This is a genomic window from Vagococcus proximus (genome assembly GCF_029143285.1).
Lineage (GTDB): Bacteria > Bacillota > Bacilli > Lactobacillales > Vagococcaceae > Vagococcus_D > Vagococcus_D proximus.
Genome location: NZ_JAPDSH010000001.1, coordinates 396,032 through 411,809 on the forward strand (window position 1 = coordinate 396,032; position 15,778 = coordinate 411,809).

At 35.9% G+C, this 15,778-nt stretch carries 17 protein-coding genes; 14 read left to right on the forward strand and 3 right to left on the reverse strand.

The genetic code is table 11. The features are described 5' to 3' along the window. Positions 1-141: 141 nt before the first annotated feature. On the reverse strand, positions 142-648 hold the full coding sequence (locus OL233_RS01900) for a hypothetical protein (RefSeq protein WP_275470670.1): 507 nt from the start codon (positions 646-648) through the stop codon (positions 142-144). Between the two features lie 158 nt (positions 649-806). On the opposite strand from OL233_RS01900, the gene OL233_RS01905 reads away from it, so the two are divergent. The 6 genes from OL233_RS01905 to OL233_RS01930 all read left to right on the forward strand — a co-directional run bounded on the left by OL233_RS01905 (position 807) and on the right by OL233_RS01930 (position 6,047). Then, on the forward strand, positions 807-1,220 hold the full coding sequence (locus tag OL233_RS01905) for a hypothetical protein (protein WP_275470671.1): 414 nt from the start codon (positions 807-809) through the stop codon (positions 1,218-1,220). A 104-nt stretch (positions 1,221-1,324) separates the two neighbouring features. Continuing rightward, on the forward strand, positions 1,325-2,377 hold the full coding sequence (locus OL233_RS01910) for a linear amide C-N hydrolase (protein ID WP_275470672.1): 1,053 nt from the start codon (positions 1,325-1,327) through the stop codon (positions 2,375-2,377). A gap of 97 nt (positions 2,378-2,474) precedes the next feature. Further along, complete coding sequence (locus OL233_RS01915; protein ID WP_275470673.1) at positions 2,475-2,912, forward strand: OsmC family protein; 438 nt, start codon at positions 2,475-2,477, stop codon at positions 2,910-2,912. Between the two features lie 57 nt (positions 2,913-2,969). After that, entirely contained in the window at positions 2,970-3,443 is a 474-nt protein-coding gene (locus tag OL233_RS01920; RefSeq protein WP_275470674.1) for a hypothetical protein, read from the forward strand. A gap of 16 nt (positions 3,444-3,459) precedes the next feature. Next, positions 3,460-3,798, forward strand: coding sequence for a hypothetical protein (locus OL233_RS01925; RefSeq protein ID WP_275470675.1), 339 nt, complete (start codon positions 3,460-3,462; stop codon positions 3,796-3,798). A 317-nt stretch (positions 3,799-4,115) separates the two neighbouring features. Then, on the forward strand, positions 4,116-6,047 hold the full coding sequence (locus tag OL233_RS01930) for a MucBP domain-containing protein (RefSeq protein WP_275470676.1): 1,932 nt from the start codon (positions 4,116-4,118) through the stop codon (positions 6,045-6,047). 33 nt (positions 6,048-6,080) lie between these two features. Here the strand turns inward: OL233_RS01930 and OL233_RS01935 are convergent, their stop codons facing one another. Then, positions 6,081-6,536 carry a hypothetical protein gene (locus OL233_RS01935; RefSeq protein ID WP_275470677.1) on the reverse strand — a complete coding sequence of 152 codons (456 nt, stop codon included), beginning with the start codon at positions 6,534-6,536 and terminating at the stop codon, positions 6,081-6,083. Between the two features lie 186 nt (positions 6,537-6,722). Here OL233_RS01935 and OL233_RS01940 point away from each other — a divergent pair, with 186 nt between their 5' ends. The 8 genes from OL233_RS01940 (at position 6,723) to phoU (ending at position 14,167) form a co-directional block, all read left to right on the forward strand. Next, positions 6,723-7,430: a response regulator transcription factor gene (locus OL233_RS01940; RefSeq protein WP_275470678.1), complete on the forward strand. Its 708-nt coding sequence runs from the start codon at positions 6,723-6,725 to the stop codon at positions 7,428-7,430. Position 7,431: 1 nt separating this feature from the next. Then, on the forward strand, positions 7,432-9,186 hold the full coding sequence (locus tag OL233_RS01945; protein WP_275470679.1) for a sensor histidine kinase: 1,755 nt from the start codon (positions 7,432-7,434) through the stop codon (positions 9,184-9,186). Positions 9,187-9,297: 111 nt separating this feature from the next. Further along, complete coding sequence (locus tag OL233_RS01950) at positions 9,298-10,152, forward strand: phosphate ABC transporter substrate-binding protein PstS family protein (RefSeq protein WP_367618485.1); 855 nt, start codon at positions 9,298-9,300, stop codon at positions 10,150-10,152. Next, positions 10,153-11,067, forward strand: a complete 915-nt coding sequence (gene pstC, locus OL233_RS01955) for a phosphate ABC transporter permease subunit PstC (RefSeq protein WP_275470681.1) — start codon at positions 10,153-10,155, stop codon at positions 11,065-11,067. It begins immediately after the preceding gene. 1 nt (position 11,068) lies between these two features. Continuing rightward, positions 11,069-11,950 (forward strand): phosphate ABC transporter permease PstA, encoded by an 882-nt coding sequence (gene pstA, locus OL233_RS01960; RefSeq protein ID WP_275470682.1) that lies wholly within the window; start codon positions 11,069-11,071, stop codon positions 11,948-11,950. A 15-nt stretch (positions 11,951-11,965) separates the two neighbouring features. After that, a complete protein-coding gene (gene pstB, locus OL233_RS01965) occupies positions 11,966-12,736 on the forward strand; it encodes a phosphate ABC transporter ATP-binding protein PstB (protein WP_275470683.1) in 771 nt (256 codons plus the stop codon). Positions 12,737-12,751: 15 nt separating this feature from the next. Then, positions 12,752-13,501 carry a phosphate ABC transporter ATP-binding protein PstB gene (gene pstB, locus OL233_RS01970; RefSeq protein ID WP_275470684.1) on the forward strand — a complete coding sequence of 250 codons (750 nt, stop codon included), beginning with the start codon at positions 12,752-12,754 and terminating at the stop codon, positions 13,499-13,501. A 9-nt stretch (positions 13,502-13,510) separates the two neighbouring features. Next, a complete protein-coding gene (phoU, locus tag OL233_RS01975) occupies positions 13,511-14,167 on the forward strand; it encodes a phosphate signaling complex protein PhoU (protein ID WP_275470685.1) in 657 nt (218 codons plus the stop codon). A gap of 16 nt (positions 14,168-14,183) precedes the next feature. On the opposite strand, the gene OL233_RS01980 is transcribed toward phoU, so the two are convergent. Next, complete coding sequence (locus tag OL233_RS01980; protein ID WP_275470686.1) at positions 14,184-15,659, reverse strand: helix-turn-helix domain-containing protein; 1,476 nt, start codon at positions 15,657-15,659, stop codon at positions 14,184-14,186. Positions 15,660-15,778 lie beyond the last annotated feature (119 nt).

Consider the following 15,778-nt stretch of genomic DNA (forward strand, 5'->3'; position numbering starts at 1 on the left):
AAAATATTATGATATGAATTTAATAGATAAAAAAGTAAATCAAAAAACTGCGTATTAGTGTGTGACTAATACGCAGTTTTTTTCATGACGTTATAAATAACAAGAATTATAAAGGGAGATAGTATAAAAAAGATTTAGGTATTATCTGCCGTATTTATTACGGTAGTACTCGCCTTTTTCTTTTCCTAGTTGAGCACGTTCAGCATCTGTTAGGTCAGGATTGCTGAATTCCTTTGCCCAGTGTTCGCCTTCTTTTTGATACTGGTTTTTATCTTCTTCTGCTTGTGTAGCAGTTACTTCTGTTTCCGTTGGTTCAGTGTCACGGTCACGATTGCGACGGTTTTGTCTGTTATCACGATTCTCATGATCGCGTCGTTCGTGGCGTCGCTCAGTTTCTGCTGCAGATGTTTCTGTGACGGTTGTTTCAGTTTGAGTAATGGTTTCTGTTTCTTTTACTTCCGTTTCCTTTGCTTTTGTGGCTTTTGGTAACGAATTTTCCGTTTTAGCTAGTGTTTCAGTTTCTTTAGTTTGAGTCGTTTGTGTTTTTTTTGGCTCTTTGGCTGGTGCTTGTGGGTAGACTTTAATGCAACCAGATAATGTAACGGTACAGATTACTGCAAGTAATGGCGCGATAATTCTTTTTTTCATAGTTTATCCTTCTTTCGTAAAACGCTTATTAATTATATAATAATGAGTGAATATGAGCAAATTTTCATAAAAGCGGACTAGACCAAGTTTTACTAGCTAACGAACGTATTTTAAAAGCGTATTCCCTTTAAATACTAGGGAACCGTGATATAATAGACATGAAAGCAAAAAAGAAGAGGCTAGGTGAATTACTCGTGCAGATAAGTAATAAGTCGAAATCAATTCTTGGATTCGCACTCATTTTTTTAGTTGCAGTTAACGTGTGGCTAGGTTATCCAGGTATTATCAGAATGATTGTCAATATTGGTTATTTTATTGGCATTATGTTGTTGGCGGACGTGTCACGACATCGTAGGGAGGATAGAATTGAAGAAATGTGGCAATTGGCTAATAAGCTTGATTTAACAACAGCTGAATTGAGTCAAATTTCGACGATTAAAAAGATGGATTTAGAATCGACAAAAAAAGAAACCATCAGTTATTATCCACCTGATAAAAAAGTAAAAGCAACGATTGCATTACTTAAAGAACACAAAGAAAAGTCGTTATTAATGACTCAAAATAAAAGTTAAGTTTGAAAAGGAGTGTCCTAAAAAGGATGCTCTTTTTTTTCGTGCTAAATAACACGCTCTGTATTATACTTATGGTACGTTTAAAATCTAAAGGAGTGATAGTGATGTGTACAAGTATTAGAGTGATGGCATTAGACAAGTCAGTAGTATGGGGTCGTACCCAAGAATTTATGGTACCTTTTGGACCGAAATCTTTTGTAGAAGGACAACAAGCATTTGATGCTTATGTTGGGATTGATGTTCCGGTAGGGCATGTTCTAACAGATTCAGAAAGTCCTATTACATTTACGCACCAAGTGATTGGGATGGCCATTGATGGTAAACCTTTCGGCAATGATGGTTTTGTTTTTGTAGACGGTGTTAATGATGCTGGTATTTCATGTGGAATGTTATACTTCTCAAATTATGCCTCATATGGTAAAGCAGAAGACATTAAAGCAGCAGGTAAACTGCCATTAAGAAGTTCAGAATACATGACATGGGCACTAGGTAACTGCGGCAGTTTAGAAGAAGTTATCGAAAAATCACACACTTTAGTAGGGATTTCAGATACACCTAACGATATGGGACAATCAGATCCTTTCCACTTTATGTTTACAGATAAAGAAGGAAACAGTATTGTGATGGAGCCTGTGAATGGTGACGGTACATTTAAGGTTCATGAAAATAAACTAGGTGTGATGACGAATAGTCCGACATTTGATTGGCATTTGACTAACCTTCAAAATTATACAGGCTTAACGAATAAAATGCGTGAAAATAAAGTCATGGCAAATGGTGTTGAAGTTTTATCAGCAGGTAAAGGGTCTGGATTAATCGGGATGCCGGCGGATTACACGTCACAATCTCGTTTTGTTAGAGCAGCGACTTTATTAACACATGCGCGTCCAAGTCAAAATCGTGACGAAGCTCGTGATACGTTGTTCCATATTTTAAATAGCTTTGATATTGCGAATGGGGTTCAAGACATTAACGATGAGACAATGAACTACAACACGCAATATACGGTAGGCTATGATTTAATCGGCAAAGAAATGTTTGTCTCAATGCATGAAAACAGACGTTTACAACGTGTGGCGATGACTGAAGGCAATAAAGAAGTAATCCGCTATGCGATTAACTACAAACAAGATATTGCAGATATGCCAGTTAAATAATAAGTTAAGGCTCGCTTAGGCGGGTCTTTTTTATATTGAAAAGGCTTGTGAAATAGAGTACATTTAGTATGAAACGATTATTAAAGGAGGAATGAAGATGAGTAAGCAAGTACTAGAAGCACGTGTTGAGTCATTGGGTGGCTTGCAGTTAAAGTGTTCGGCACGTGATTTTTCATTTAAAATCGATGAACCAGAAAATGTTGGTGGAACAAATGAAGCTATGAACCCACTAGAAGCATTGTTATGCTCGCTAGGAGCATGTAAGATGATGGTAGGCCGCTTCTTTTATCAATCGAAACATATTAATTTAAAAAGCATGTCAGTCAATATTAAAGGTGAGATTGATTCTGACCGTCTAAAAGGGAAACCTGATATTAAAGTTGGTTTCTCTCATATTATTACCGACTATCAGATTGAGGCCGATAATACTGAAGAAGAGATTAATGCCTTTATTACCTTTATTGAAGGCAGTTGTCCGGTTAAAGATACTTTGGTGAATTGTCCCAGTTTCGAAACGAACGTGAGTATCAATTAGACGGAGTAGTGTTATGGTATACTAGTAGAAAAGTAAAAAGAAATGAGTGACGCATAAGTGAAGACACCAGAAATTTTTGAACGATTAATGACATTAAAAGAAACCATTAAAAAGGATTATCCGACAAACTTTATCGAGGGTAATGTTTGGTTACCCTATATCTTTGAAGACGATGATGAGATTGAAGATTATCTTGATGCAAACTATGCGTTAAAAGAAGACCAAAAACATATGGCACAAGAAAAAGCAGAAGGAACCTTTTTAAAGCATTTTCTAGTTTTACCTAAGAAGGCTGACGAGTTGGATAAGATGAGTCAAGGCTACTTTTTAGATAAAAAGAAAGTCAAAAAAGAAGGCTTTGAGAATTATGTTATTTTCTCCCAAACAGGCGAAGACGCAGATGCCTTTGCTGTTGATAAATCAGATGAAAACCTACCTGTTTACTTTATCAGTTATGATTTACCTGTCTTAATAAATCCTGTGTGCGCTACTTTAGAAGAATTAGTACACGGTGTCCCAACGTTTGAATAAAGGATAGGAGGGTATCATGGCTAGAGAGAAGAGAAAACAACTTATTATCGGGAGTGTTTTTGTTGTGGCATTAGGAATCAGTTTTTTTCTGTTACAATCTAAAACACTATTTAATGTTATATTTCTATTTGCGATTATCTGCGTGATGGCATTGATTACGCAACGCAGTCAACGAAAAGTAAGCTATATGTTAGCACTTGCGGAGTATAAAGGGATTTCTTTTGAAGAGATTTCTCAGCTATCAAACCTGTCTGTGAGGGAATTAGAACTGTGTTCATCAAGTGAACGCCGAGTTTATCCTTCATTAAAAGAAGTCGATAAGGTAATTAGATTATTAGAAGCACGTTCAAATTAAGAAAACCTCGTGATGAGGTTTTTTTATTATATAAAAATGGTTAATTTGACAATGACAGATGTGCATTTACGTTATGTTTTATCGCATAATTAACGTTGATGTCAACTAACCGTAGGAAGATAAACACGTTATTTTATTAAAATGAAAGTTATCATTTTTTTTTGTATAAAAATGAAAGTTGTGTATCTTTAGTTTGTTAAATAGACTTTAAAAAGTATTCAAATTATTTTAAAGTCTGTTAAATATGTGATATACTTTTATCATTAAAGCAATAAGAGACAATAAATGTAGCTAATAAAAATTAGAGGTGTAGATAGATGAAAAAATACAGTAGCTTATTGGTGTCAGGTTTATTGATGATGCAATTAGCACAACCTATCGTTGGTATTGCAGCGGAATCAAATGAAAGTTCAGAAAGAGATACAGAAAAGATTGGAAAACTTTTTGATAGTTTACATGAATTATCAGAAAAAGAAGTAGATAGACCATTGACTGTTAAAACACAAGATTCTGAAACAACGGCTACAACTGAATCAGAAAATTTTTCAGAAGAAACTGAAACACATAGTCGTAAGCAGGTTTCGGAGCATTCAGATTTTGGTAAAGGGTTAAGTTCGTTCTTAGAGGATTTAGGCAAGGTAGGAAAAGATGTTCAATCAGACGTTGAAAAAGTTGGCGAGAGTTTAAAAGAGTTGGAAACAGCACCATTAACTTCTGAAAATGATACGGAATTATCATCTTCAGATGAGCAGCCTACGGCATCGACCGATCGTTTCAAAAAAAGCAGACCGATAGTGGTTCGTTATCAAGACGAAGCAGGTAAGCGTATTAAAGTAAGATCAACCTTACGTGGAGAATTGGGTCAAAAAGAAACGATTATTCCGGATGAAATTAACGGGTATGAATTCGTTTCATCAGATAAAGACTTGGAGTTAACATACGGAACAGAGCGTCAATATGTGACTTTGACTTATAAAAAAGTAGAAGGTGCTGAACCGGAAGAACCTGTAAAATCAGGCAGACCCATTCGCGTTCGTTATGTTGATTCAAAAGGAAAACGCATCAAGATGTCCGATACGGTTGAAGGACAGTTAGATCAACCTATTACTATCAACACACCTGAGATTGAAGGATATGTGTTTGATAAAGCAGATAAAGCATTAGAGATGACTATTACTGATGCGAGACAAGAGATTACCTTAACTTATAAAAAGGTAGTAGATATGAAACCAATTGATCCAGAAGCAGCAGGTAAAGCCATCACGGTTCATTATGTGGATACATTAGGCAATCCTATTAAAGAAGATAAAGTGATGATGGGATCAAACGGAAAAAAAGTTACCGTTCGTACACCAGCAATTTTGGGTTATCGTTTTGTTGAATCAGACAAAGAGTTATCTATGACTCATACAGGTGAAGTGCAGGAGATTACGTTAACATACCGTTCAATCTTACCGTGGGAAGATCAAGGCGAGCCAATTACGGTTCACTATGTTGATCAAAATGGTAAAGAAATTAGAACGGAGCGTACCTTAACAGGTAGAAAAGATAAAAAAGTAAAGGTTCGTGTTCCATTTATCTTAGGCTACACTTATGTCGAAGCAGATAAAGACCTTAATATGGTAATAACAGATGAAGCGCAGTCTATTACGTTGACGTATAAAGAAAAACATATTGGCTTAGGACTAGGTGAAAAAGGTGCCCCAATTACCGTTCATTATGTGGATGAAAATGGAAAATCGATTCGTGATGATCGTCAAATTAAAGGGCGTGTCGGTCGAAAAGTTAAAATCCATAAACCTGTTATTATTGGTTATAAATTTGTTGAAGCCGATAATAATGGCACGTTAACAATTGGCAAAGAAGAGCAGTCAACGACGCTTATCTATAAAAAGAAAGATATCAAAGCAGGCAAGTTACCAAAATTAGACTTACCAGAATTTGAGTTCCCGAAAGCGTCACTACCAAAAGTTGACTTTCCAAAACCAGATAAATCAAAATTGAATTTATCGCTGCCAAAAGGTAACTCATTAGATACAAGTAAATTAGGCAGTCTTCCTGATTTTTCTAATAAAAAAGGAACATCAAGTCTATCTAAAGGATCAAGCTCATTTTCAAATCCCTCATCTGGAAGTAAAGGCATCTTGCCTCAAACCGGTGAAGAAGCCAAACCTTGGATCGCAGGAGCTGGTATTGTTCTTGTAGTTGCAGTTTTAGGTGTAGTGGGTTACCGTAAAAAGAAAAAATAGTATACAAAAAAGCTTCCTCGAATGAGGAAGCTTTTATTTTTGTTTTGCTTTTGTTGCTAAGGTATAAGAAATGATCGCTACAGCAACGCCACAAAGTAAAATGACGGGAATTGGTATACCCCATTGACGTATAGAATTGATATAACCTTCTTCATACTTGAAGTTTCTAAAATATCCCAATGTAATAGGTGTTAAGATTGATAAAATAGATAGAATACCAATGCTTATGGCTTCTTTAATTGGTGCCAAATTAAATTTAAATGTTATAGTAATAAAAAGTAACATCCAAATAATAAAGTAGCCAAAGTAGGGAACAAGTCCGATGAAGTTCCATAGTAAAGCAGATACAAAACCTATCGGTAGGTCACTTAGTTTTTCATTAGGCAATGCAGTGAAGATGTCAACGACTGTCCATATTGAAATAGCGGTAATCATTCCGATTACATATGCTGAAATAGTACTGACTAATTTTTGTTTCATAAAAATCACCCTTTGTATTGTATTAGAAACAGTTTTACTTATAAATTAATAGTAACACGGACACGTTAAGTTCACAATCGGTCTAGGGACTGAATAGGAAAAATTAACAATAATTATGGTGGTTTTAAGTTGCTTTATCTCTTTTTGTTAGTAATAATGAGAAGTGAGAGTTTGAGTGGATAGGGAGAGAAGAGAATGACGTTATTAATTATTGAAGATGAACCTTCATTAGTCACACTACTTAGCTACAATTTAAAAACAGCAGGATTTGAAGTTGAAACGGCTACTGATGGCGCAGAAGGGTATCACAAAGCTTTAGAAAATACCTACGATTGTTTGTTAGTTGATTTGATGTTACCGTCAATGAACGGGATGACAATCGTAAAGAAATTACGTGAAGCGGGTAAGAAAACGCCATTGATTATTTTGACAGCGAAAGATAATGAGCTTGATAAAGTTTTAGCTCTAGAATTAGGAGCGGATGATTATATCACGAAGCCATTTAGTACACGTGAATTAGAGGCCCGTATTAAAGCGGTTATCAGAAGAAGTGAAAGCAGTAAAGAAGAAGTAAAAGAGGATGAAAAGAAAGAGCAACGCCTTGTAAGAGGTGATCTAGTTTTAGAAGAAGCAAAACATCAGATTTTAAAAGACGGAGACGTCTTAGAGTTAACGAAGACACAGTTTAAAATTTTGAGCTATTTTATGCGTAATAATGGTCTTATCATTAGTCGTGAACAGTTGATTCAAGGTCTAGGCATGGAAGAACTGACAGGCGGAACTCGTAGTATAGATGTTCATATAGGCAACTTGCGCGAGAAAATAGAAATTGATCCGAAACATCCAGAACGTTTAAAAACAGTTCGAGGGTTTGGGTATCGTTTTGAAAGCGGCACGAGTTAGTATGAGAAAAAAGGGGAAACTATTAACCGGCTTAGTTTTACTCGTTCTAATGGCTAGCGTGAGTTATTTTTTTAGTAATCGCTATGTGACACATCAACTCTATGACCAGCATAAATATGAAATGTTAGATGAGGCGAATGTTATTTTACGTGCGACAGCCATTCGTGATTGGACCGTCAGCCCGCCTGAAAATCAACAAGCGATTATTCGAGCAATTGCTAGAGAAAATAAGCAACGTATTTCAGTTTTAAGCGCAGAAGGACGGGTCGTTTTTGATACAGGGGAAACATTAGACACTGAATCAGAACAAGATCATGCGAATCGACCAGAAATAGCAGCAGTTATTGATGGGTCTAAATTAGGGGCTGATTTAAGATTAAGCCAAACGTTACATGAAGACTATTACTACATTGCTATTCCAATTACGTCAAAATCAGGCGACTTAGTAGGTATTTTACGCTTATCAGAGAATGCCAAGCACTTTACTAAGAATGTTCACTATTTTCAAAAAATTCTGTTGAGTTTATTAGGATTATTTGTCTTACTAATGATTCTGTTGGTCATCAATGTTTTGTATTATCAAAATCGTAAGGATAAAGAAATAACTGATGCTCTAATTGGAATACAGGAGAAACGTTATACAAGTCAGTATCTTTTGATGGAGAATGGCCATTACTCAACCTTAGGACGAATCGTTCGCGATTTGGCAGAAGAGATGGAACAGCAGAGTCAAGATTTCTATTTAAGTGAGAAGCGTTTTGAAGAATTACTAGATCAGCTTAATATAGGCGTGATGTTAGTTTCACCTAGTCGAACGATTGTGATGGCGAATCCAACGGTGACACGCATCTTTGGCTGGCAAGAATCGGTACTAGGCTCTGATTATGTCCAACACATTCCGATAGCGGAGTTATTTGAACCGATTGAAAAAGTGTTTGAAACAGGAGACTTAATTCGTCAAAATATGGCAATTAATGAGAGATACTACGATGTTAAAATAACACCAATTACAGAAGGACATGGCACGCATCAATTAATGCTGCTATTCCATGATATTACAGACATTCAAAATGTTTTAAAACACCAAAATGATTTTATAAGTAATGTCTCTCATGAGTTAAAAACACCAGTAACGGCGATTAAAGGCTTTAGCGAGACGTTAATTGATGGTGCTCTTGATGATCCAGCAGTGGCGACTGACTTTTTAACGATTATTTTAAATGAAAGTTTGCGACTGGAGAATTTAATAGAAGACATATTGAGTTTGTCTCGTTTAACTGATCGTGTTAAGAATGAAGCGACGGCATTTTCGCTTGTAACCGTAGTTGAGAAACTTGAAAAGAAATACAACTTAACCTTAAAGAAAAAGGAATTAGATTTCATATTCGAGCTCACAGGGTCACCAGACGTTATCTTAGATTATCATAAAGTGTACCGTTTGGTAGACAACTTAGTGAGTAATAGTATTAAGTACACGCTAAAACAAGGTAAGGTTCAAGTTACAATAAGCGGAGATGATGAGATGATTACTCTTGTTGTATCTGATAATGGTATGGGGATAGCTCCAGAAGAACAGCAACGTATTTTTGAACGTTTTTACCGTGTGGACAAAGCAAGAACGAGTGATATTAAAGGTACCGGTTTAGGTTTAGCTATCGTGAAAGAATTAGTCGAACAATTAGACGGTGAACTAGAACTTGAAAGTCAATTGAATAAGGGAACATGTATCACCATACATCTTCCTAGAAAAGTGTAAGGATAATATCCTTACACTTTTTTTTACATTAATTTTACAAAAGACTGGCTAACTTTTTACATCACTTTTGTATAGTTGGGTTAGCAAGAAGAGATGTAGGAGGGTATGAATGTGAAAAAATGGGGTATGTTACTCGCTTTAGTTTTTGTTCTAGGAGGATGTGGAGCGAAACCTGATTCAACAACAGCAGTAGGGTCAACAGCAATTCAACCGTTAATTGAAGCCGTTGCCCATGATTTTATGCAAGTAAATAAAGGGAAGGTTATCAATGTTCAAGGCGGCGGTAGTGGAACGGGATTAAGTCAAGTTCAAGCAGGCGCTGTTGAAATAGGAAATTCAGATGTGTTCGCAGAGGAGAAAAAAGGGATTGATGGCGATAAGCTAATTGATCACAAAGTAGCAGTGGTAGGAACTGTCCCTGTTGCAAATAAAGAAAATGGTGTGAGCTCTCTTACCACAGAGGAATTACGTGCGATATTTGCAGGTCAGCTTAAGAATTGGAAAGAATTAGGTGGCAATGATTTACCGATTTTAGTTGTTAACCGTACGGAAGGCAGTGGAACACGCGTTAATTTTGAAAAGTATGGGTTAGCTAATCAAGAAGTTATTCCAAGTCAAGAGCAAGAAGCAAATGGGATGACTCGTGAGATAGTCGGACAAACACCAGGTGCGATTAGTTACATGGCGATCCCTTATATCAATGAGCAAGTGGTTCCTTTAAAAGTGGACGGTGTTGAAGCATCGACTGAAACGATTAAAACTAACAAATGGAAAATTTGGTCGTATGAACATATGTATACGCAAAAAGATGCAAGCGAGCAAACGAAAGAGTTCATCGAATATGTCTTATCAAAACCAATTCAAGAAAAAGTCTTTAAAAAATTAGGTTATATCCCGATTTCAGAGATGGAAGTAGAACGGGACCAAACAGGTGAGGTTATGCCGATAGCAGGAGGTCAAAACTAGATGAGTAAAAAGCATGAGTTGTTGGAGCAATCGCCAAAATCGAAACGAGAAAAATTTGGCTATAGTCTGAGTCTTATTTCAATTATCGCATTAGCAGGTGCTGTGTTAGCAATTTTTATTTTTATAAGTAGCAAAGGCTTACCGTTATTTTTTAATGATGAAGTAAGCATCCGTTCATTTTTTACAGGAACAAAATGGTCGCCAGGTAAAACAGGAGCAGATGGTTTTCGCTTGGTAGGTGTTTTACCGATGTTAGCCGGATCATTATCGGTTACCTTGTTAGCCCTACTAATTGTAACGCCTTTTGCAATTGCGGTGGCGTTGTATATTACTGAGATTGCTCCTAAAATTGGGCGTTATGTGTTACAACCGATTTTAGAATTACTAGTAGGTATCCCTTCTGTTGTTTATGGATTTGTAGGACTATCTGTTATTGTCCCATTCATTCGTAATCAATTTGGAGGCAGTGGTTTTGGTATTTTAGCTGGGGGGTTAGTTCTAGCACTGATGATTTTACCAACTGTTATTAGTATGACAGTAGATGCTTTTAAACGTGTGCCACGTCATTTGAAGCATTCATCACTAGCACTGGGGGCAACGAATTATCAAACAATGTACCGTGTGACGTTGCCAGTAGCAAAGACTGGTGTTTTAACAGGAATTATTTTCGGTGTGGCACGTGCCTTTGGTGAAGCGTTAGCTGTTCAGATGGTTATCGGTAATGCCATTGTGATGCCAGATAGCTTAATCACACCAGCAACAACCTTAACCAGTGTCCTAACATTAGGTATGGGAAATACAATTATGGGAACATTTGAGAATGATGCGTTATGGACGTTAGCTTTAATTCTCTTAACAATGTCATTAGTGTTTAATTTAATTATCAAACGTATCAGTAAGAAAGGAGCGATTTAATATGAGAAAACAACAGTTAGACCGTTTAAATACGTTCTTTTTAAGTACGATTACACTTGGTGTTTTTGCTTTAGTTGCAACCTTTTTAATTTATATTCTCGTTAAAGGAGCACCTGCTTTATCATGGGAATTTTTAACTTCAGTGTCCAAAGCATTTGAAGAAGGTGGCGGAATTGGTATTCAGCTATTTAATTCCTTGTATATCATGATTTTAACATTACTGATTTGTATTCCAATCTCATTAGGAGCAGGGATTTATCTAGCTGAGTATGCAAAGGATACACGAACAACACGATTCTTTAGAATGGCAATAGAAGTGATGAGTTCACTTCCTTCAATCGTTATTGGGTTGTTTGGTTACTTACTCTTTGTTGTTAAGTTTGATTTTGGGTTTTCAGTTATTGCAGGGGCATTTTCACTGTCACTTTTAAACTTATCATTCCTAACACGTATGGTGGAAGATGCGATTAGAAGTGTGGATGAGGCCCAACGCGATGGCGGATTGGCACTTGGTTTAGGTCGATTTGAAACGATAATGAAAATCGTTGTTCCGTCTGCTATACCAGGGATTGTGACGGGAGTAGTCCTTGTAGCAGGACGTGTATTTGGGGAAGCGGCAGCTCTGATTTTCTCTGCAGGGCAAAGTGCACCGGCTTTAGACTTTACAGTTTGGAATCCAATGAATCCAGCAAGCCCACTTAATATCTTTAGACCGGCTGAAACATTAGCTGTTCATATTTGGAAATTAAACAGTGAAGGCTTGATGCCTGATGGTCCACTTGTTGCAGCAGGAGCAGGGGCAGTATTGGTTATTATTATCTTACTGTTCAATACACTGGCAAAAGTTTTAGGTAATTTATTAGAAAAAAGGTTATCACGATAAGGAGCGTATGAGGCAATGGATGAAACTAAAACGGACTATGTCTTAGAAACAAAAGACCTTTCAGTTTTTTATGGAGACTTTGAGGCAGTAAAACGTGTCTCAATGAAAATTCCTCAAAATAAAATTATAGCGTTGGTTGGCCCTTCTGGCTGTGGGAAATCAACTTTTTTAAAATCACTGAACTTAATGCATGATACGGCAGAAGGAAGATCTGTAACTGGTGAGATTATGTATCAAGGGATTAACATTAACCAGCGTGCTATTAATCAGTATATCTTACGTAAAAAAATAGGAATGGTATTCCAAAAACCTAACCCCTTTAAAATGAGTATTCAAAAAAATATTACATTTCCATTGGAACGTCACGGTTTACATGATAAGGAGAAGCTCCAAGAAATTGTTCAAGACGTGTTGATTAAAGTAGGTCTGTGGGAGGAAGTGAAGGATAAACTTTCTGAAAGTGCACTGTCATTATCAGGTGGACAGCAACAACGATTGTGCATCGCCCGTGTGTTAGCTATGGAACCAGATATTATTTTGATGGATGAACCAACAAGTGCACTAGATCCGATTTCAACCAAAACAATTGAAATGACACTTGATTCATTGAAGAGTCAGTACACAATCGTTATGGTAACCCATAATTTAGCTCAGGCTGCCCGTTTAAGCGACTATACCGCCTTCTTCTCATACGGAGAGCTTATCGAGTACAACCCAACAAGTAAGGTCTTTACAGATCCTGATAAAGAATTAACAAATGATTATATTACAGGTGATTTTGGTTAGGAGAGGAAGAATGACATGTCATTACAAGTAGAAAATTTAAGTGTGTATTACGGAGACGTGAAAGCTGTTAAAAATGTGTCAATTGATTTTCCTGACAAAGGAATCACGGCGTTGATTGGACCATCCGGTTGTGGTAAATCCACTTTTTTAAAAACCTTAAATCGGATGAATGATTTGATACCTTCTGTGAAAGTAGAAGGCTTGGTTACTTTAAATGGAAAAAACATTTATGCACCTGATGCCAAAGTAACGTCACTTAGACAAAAAGTGGGTCTCGTTTTTCAGCAACCCAATCCTTTTCCATTTTCAATTTATGAAAATGTCGTGTATGGTTTAAGAGTAGATGGTATTAAAGATAAGCAAGTGCTAGATGAAGCTGTTGAAGTTAGTTTGAAAAAAGCAGCAATTTGGGACGAGGTTAAAGATAAACTTCAAACAAGAGCAGATAAATTATCAGGTGGGCAACAGCAACGTATTTGTATGGCAAGGGTATTGGCGATGAAACCGGATATCATTTTAATGGATGAGCCAACAAGTGCTTTAGATCCAATTTCGACTAAAGCGATTGAAGATATGTTAGATCAAATAAAAAAAGAGCATACGATTATCATGGTCACACATAACCTTCAACAAGCGGCTCGTATCTCAGACTACACAGCGTTTTTCTCAAAAGGAGAATTAATAGAGGTAGGCAAAACAAAGCAAGTCTTTTTAAATCCAGAAAAGAAAGCAACTGAAAATTATCTAGCAGGTAAATTAGAATAGGAGTGTGTCATGATGAAAGATAGACTTGAAAGACGCGTGAATCGCGTGAATTTAGCAATGGTTGAAATGTCTAGTTTAGTTAATGAGGCAGTTAAAGAGTCCCTTGAAGCGTTTCAAGAAGGGGATTTAAAGTTAGCAACAAGCGTAATAGAAGGGGATTCGCTAGTTAATCTAAAAGAGCTTGAGATTGATAAAAAATGCATCGAATTAATTGCGTTACAGCAACCTGTAAGTAAAGCGCTCAGAGAAATTATTTCAGTGATGAAAGCTAGTTCAGATTTAGAACGAATAGGAGATCATGCGGCAAGTATTGGTAAAGCTGTATTACTCCTTGAAGATAAACCACGCTATCCTGAAATTGAAGAGCAATTACTGGCGGTAGGAGATATTATTTACAGTATGGGTGAAGAAGCGATTGAGGCGTTTATTAAAGGTGATTCATCCTTTGCCAAGGAAATAGCCAGTCATAATCAAGAAGTTGCTGCTCTTTACTCACACTTTTATGATACAAGTGTGAAAAAAATGACAGTCGAACCTGCAAGTATTTTAACTGTGACAGAGTATCAAAAGATTGGACATTACTTAGAGCGTATAGGAGACTATATTACGAATGTCTGTGAATGGAGTGTCTACCGCGAAACTGGTGATATGGTTGATTTAAATTAATACAAAAAAGTCCTGCCTATTTATGAATAGGTGGGACTTTTGCTAGTTTAGCAGCTAATTTTTTTTCGGCCATGACTTTTCTGATATATAATTTTGTGATAGAACGAGTAACATCTTCTAACGTTTCTTCAGTATATGTATTTGCAAAATAAAAGAAGTGCTCAGCAGGTGGAGCTAGATTGAACTTGTTAGAGATATAAAGATCAATTTGTTTTGATGTTTTTGGGACTACTTTCACAGATGCGGCAAACAATTTGGACACGAGTAAGGTAAGGTGTTTTGTAAGAAAGGCATTTTGTTTAATGTCAAAAGCAATTGTTAACGTTGTTGCGTAGTCATATTGGAAAAAATTATTTAATAATATATTGAAAAATGACATATTGTTTTCTAGAAGGAGGCGTGTATCTTCAGACAAGTCTACTTCATTTTTGTAATAGTCATGCAGTGTTTCTAAGTCATAGGTATGAATTAAGATAGGATCAGATATAACTTTATTCATTGTCATATCAAATAATTCTAAGTTGACTAATTTTAATAAAATATCAAAAAATAATGTTTCTTTATTGTTAGAAAGACCTGTGATGTGTTGAAAGTAATTACTAATTTCATGCGCTCTAGCTAAAAGAACAGACTCGCCACTGGCTAATTTTTTTATTAAGGTGTTTTTTTCTTGAGGGGTGTATACTTGTTCAGTTAGAAACTGTTTAATATAAAAACTACTGTTTCTAAGGGCTTTATCTGCTAAATACTTATAGAAATGTTTGTCATGAAGAGAGCTATTCTTTTTTAACGTGTTATAGAATAAGTTTAAAAAGAAAGTTAAATCATGATTTTCTAAATTTAACGAACCGCGTAAGAGTTGCGTATTTGTTATTAAATCTTCAAATGTCAATGTAGAGTAACTAGTATTTATAGCATCTTCAGCTGAACTTGAGCCACCATAATTTTGGTAAAAATCTAGAAAAAGGTATTGAAAAGCTAATATATTTGGAAAACTACCAGTTAAGGTCGTTTTTTTATTCTGCTGTAAAATTTGTATTTTTAAAGGGGCTAATTTTTCATTTGTTTTTTTTATGACAGTAGCTAAATAACTTTGAGAAATCGCTATATCTTTTATAAGTTTATTAGACGATACCTCTTGATGAAGTATCAACGTTTTAACTATAAAATAGCTATATGAATTTTGTAAAAAGTAGTTTAGGAAAATGATGATCATATCATGTTTTGTTTGAGCTTCAGAAGGGGCGAAGTTAGTTTCTTTTTCATATGTTAAGTGAAAACCACCGGATGAGCGCACTATCTTTGGAGAATGATCGAAGTCAGCTAATTTTAGCTGATCATTTATTATTGTTATATAGCGAGAAAGAGAAGTTCGTGTGATATTAAGTTCTTCTAAAAGAGTTAATTGGTCAATAGTTTCCGAAAAACTCAACTGGTTAATTAATTCGAGTATTTTTAGTTCATTTTTTTTGATAAATAAAGACAGTAACATGTTTTATATCCTCCAAGGTAGTTTATGGGTCTATGTTAGCATGAGTTTTAGTATAAATGTATGCAATATTCAACTTTAAAACGAACGAATGTGAACGAAAAAAAGTTCTTGTGCAATAA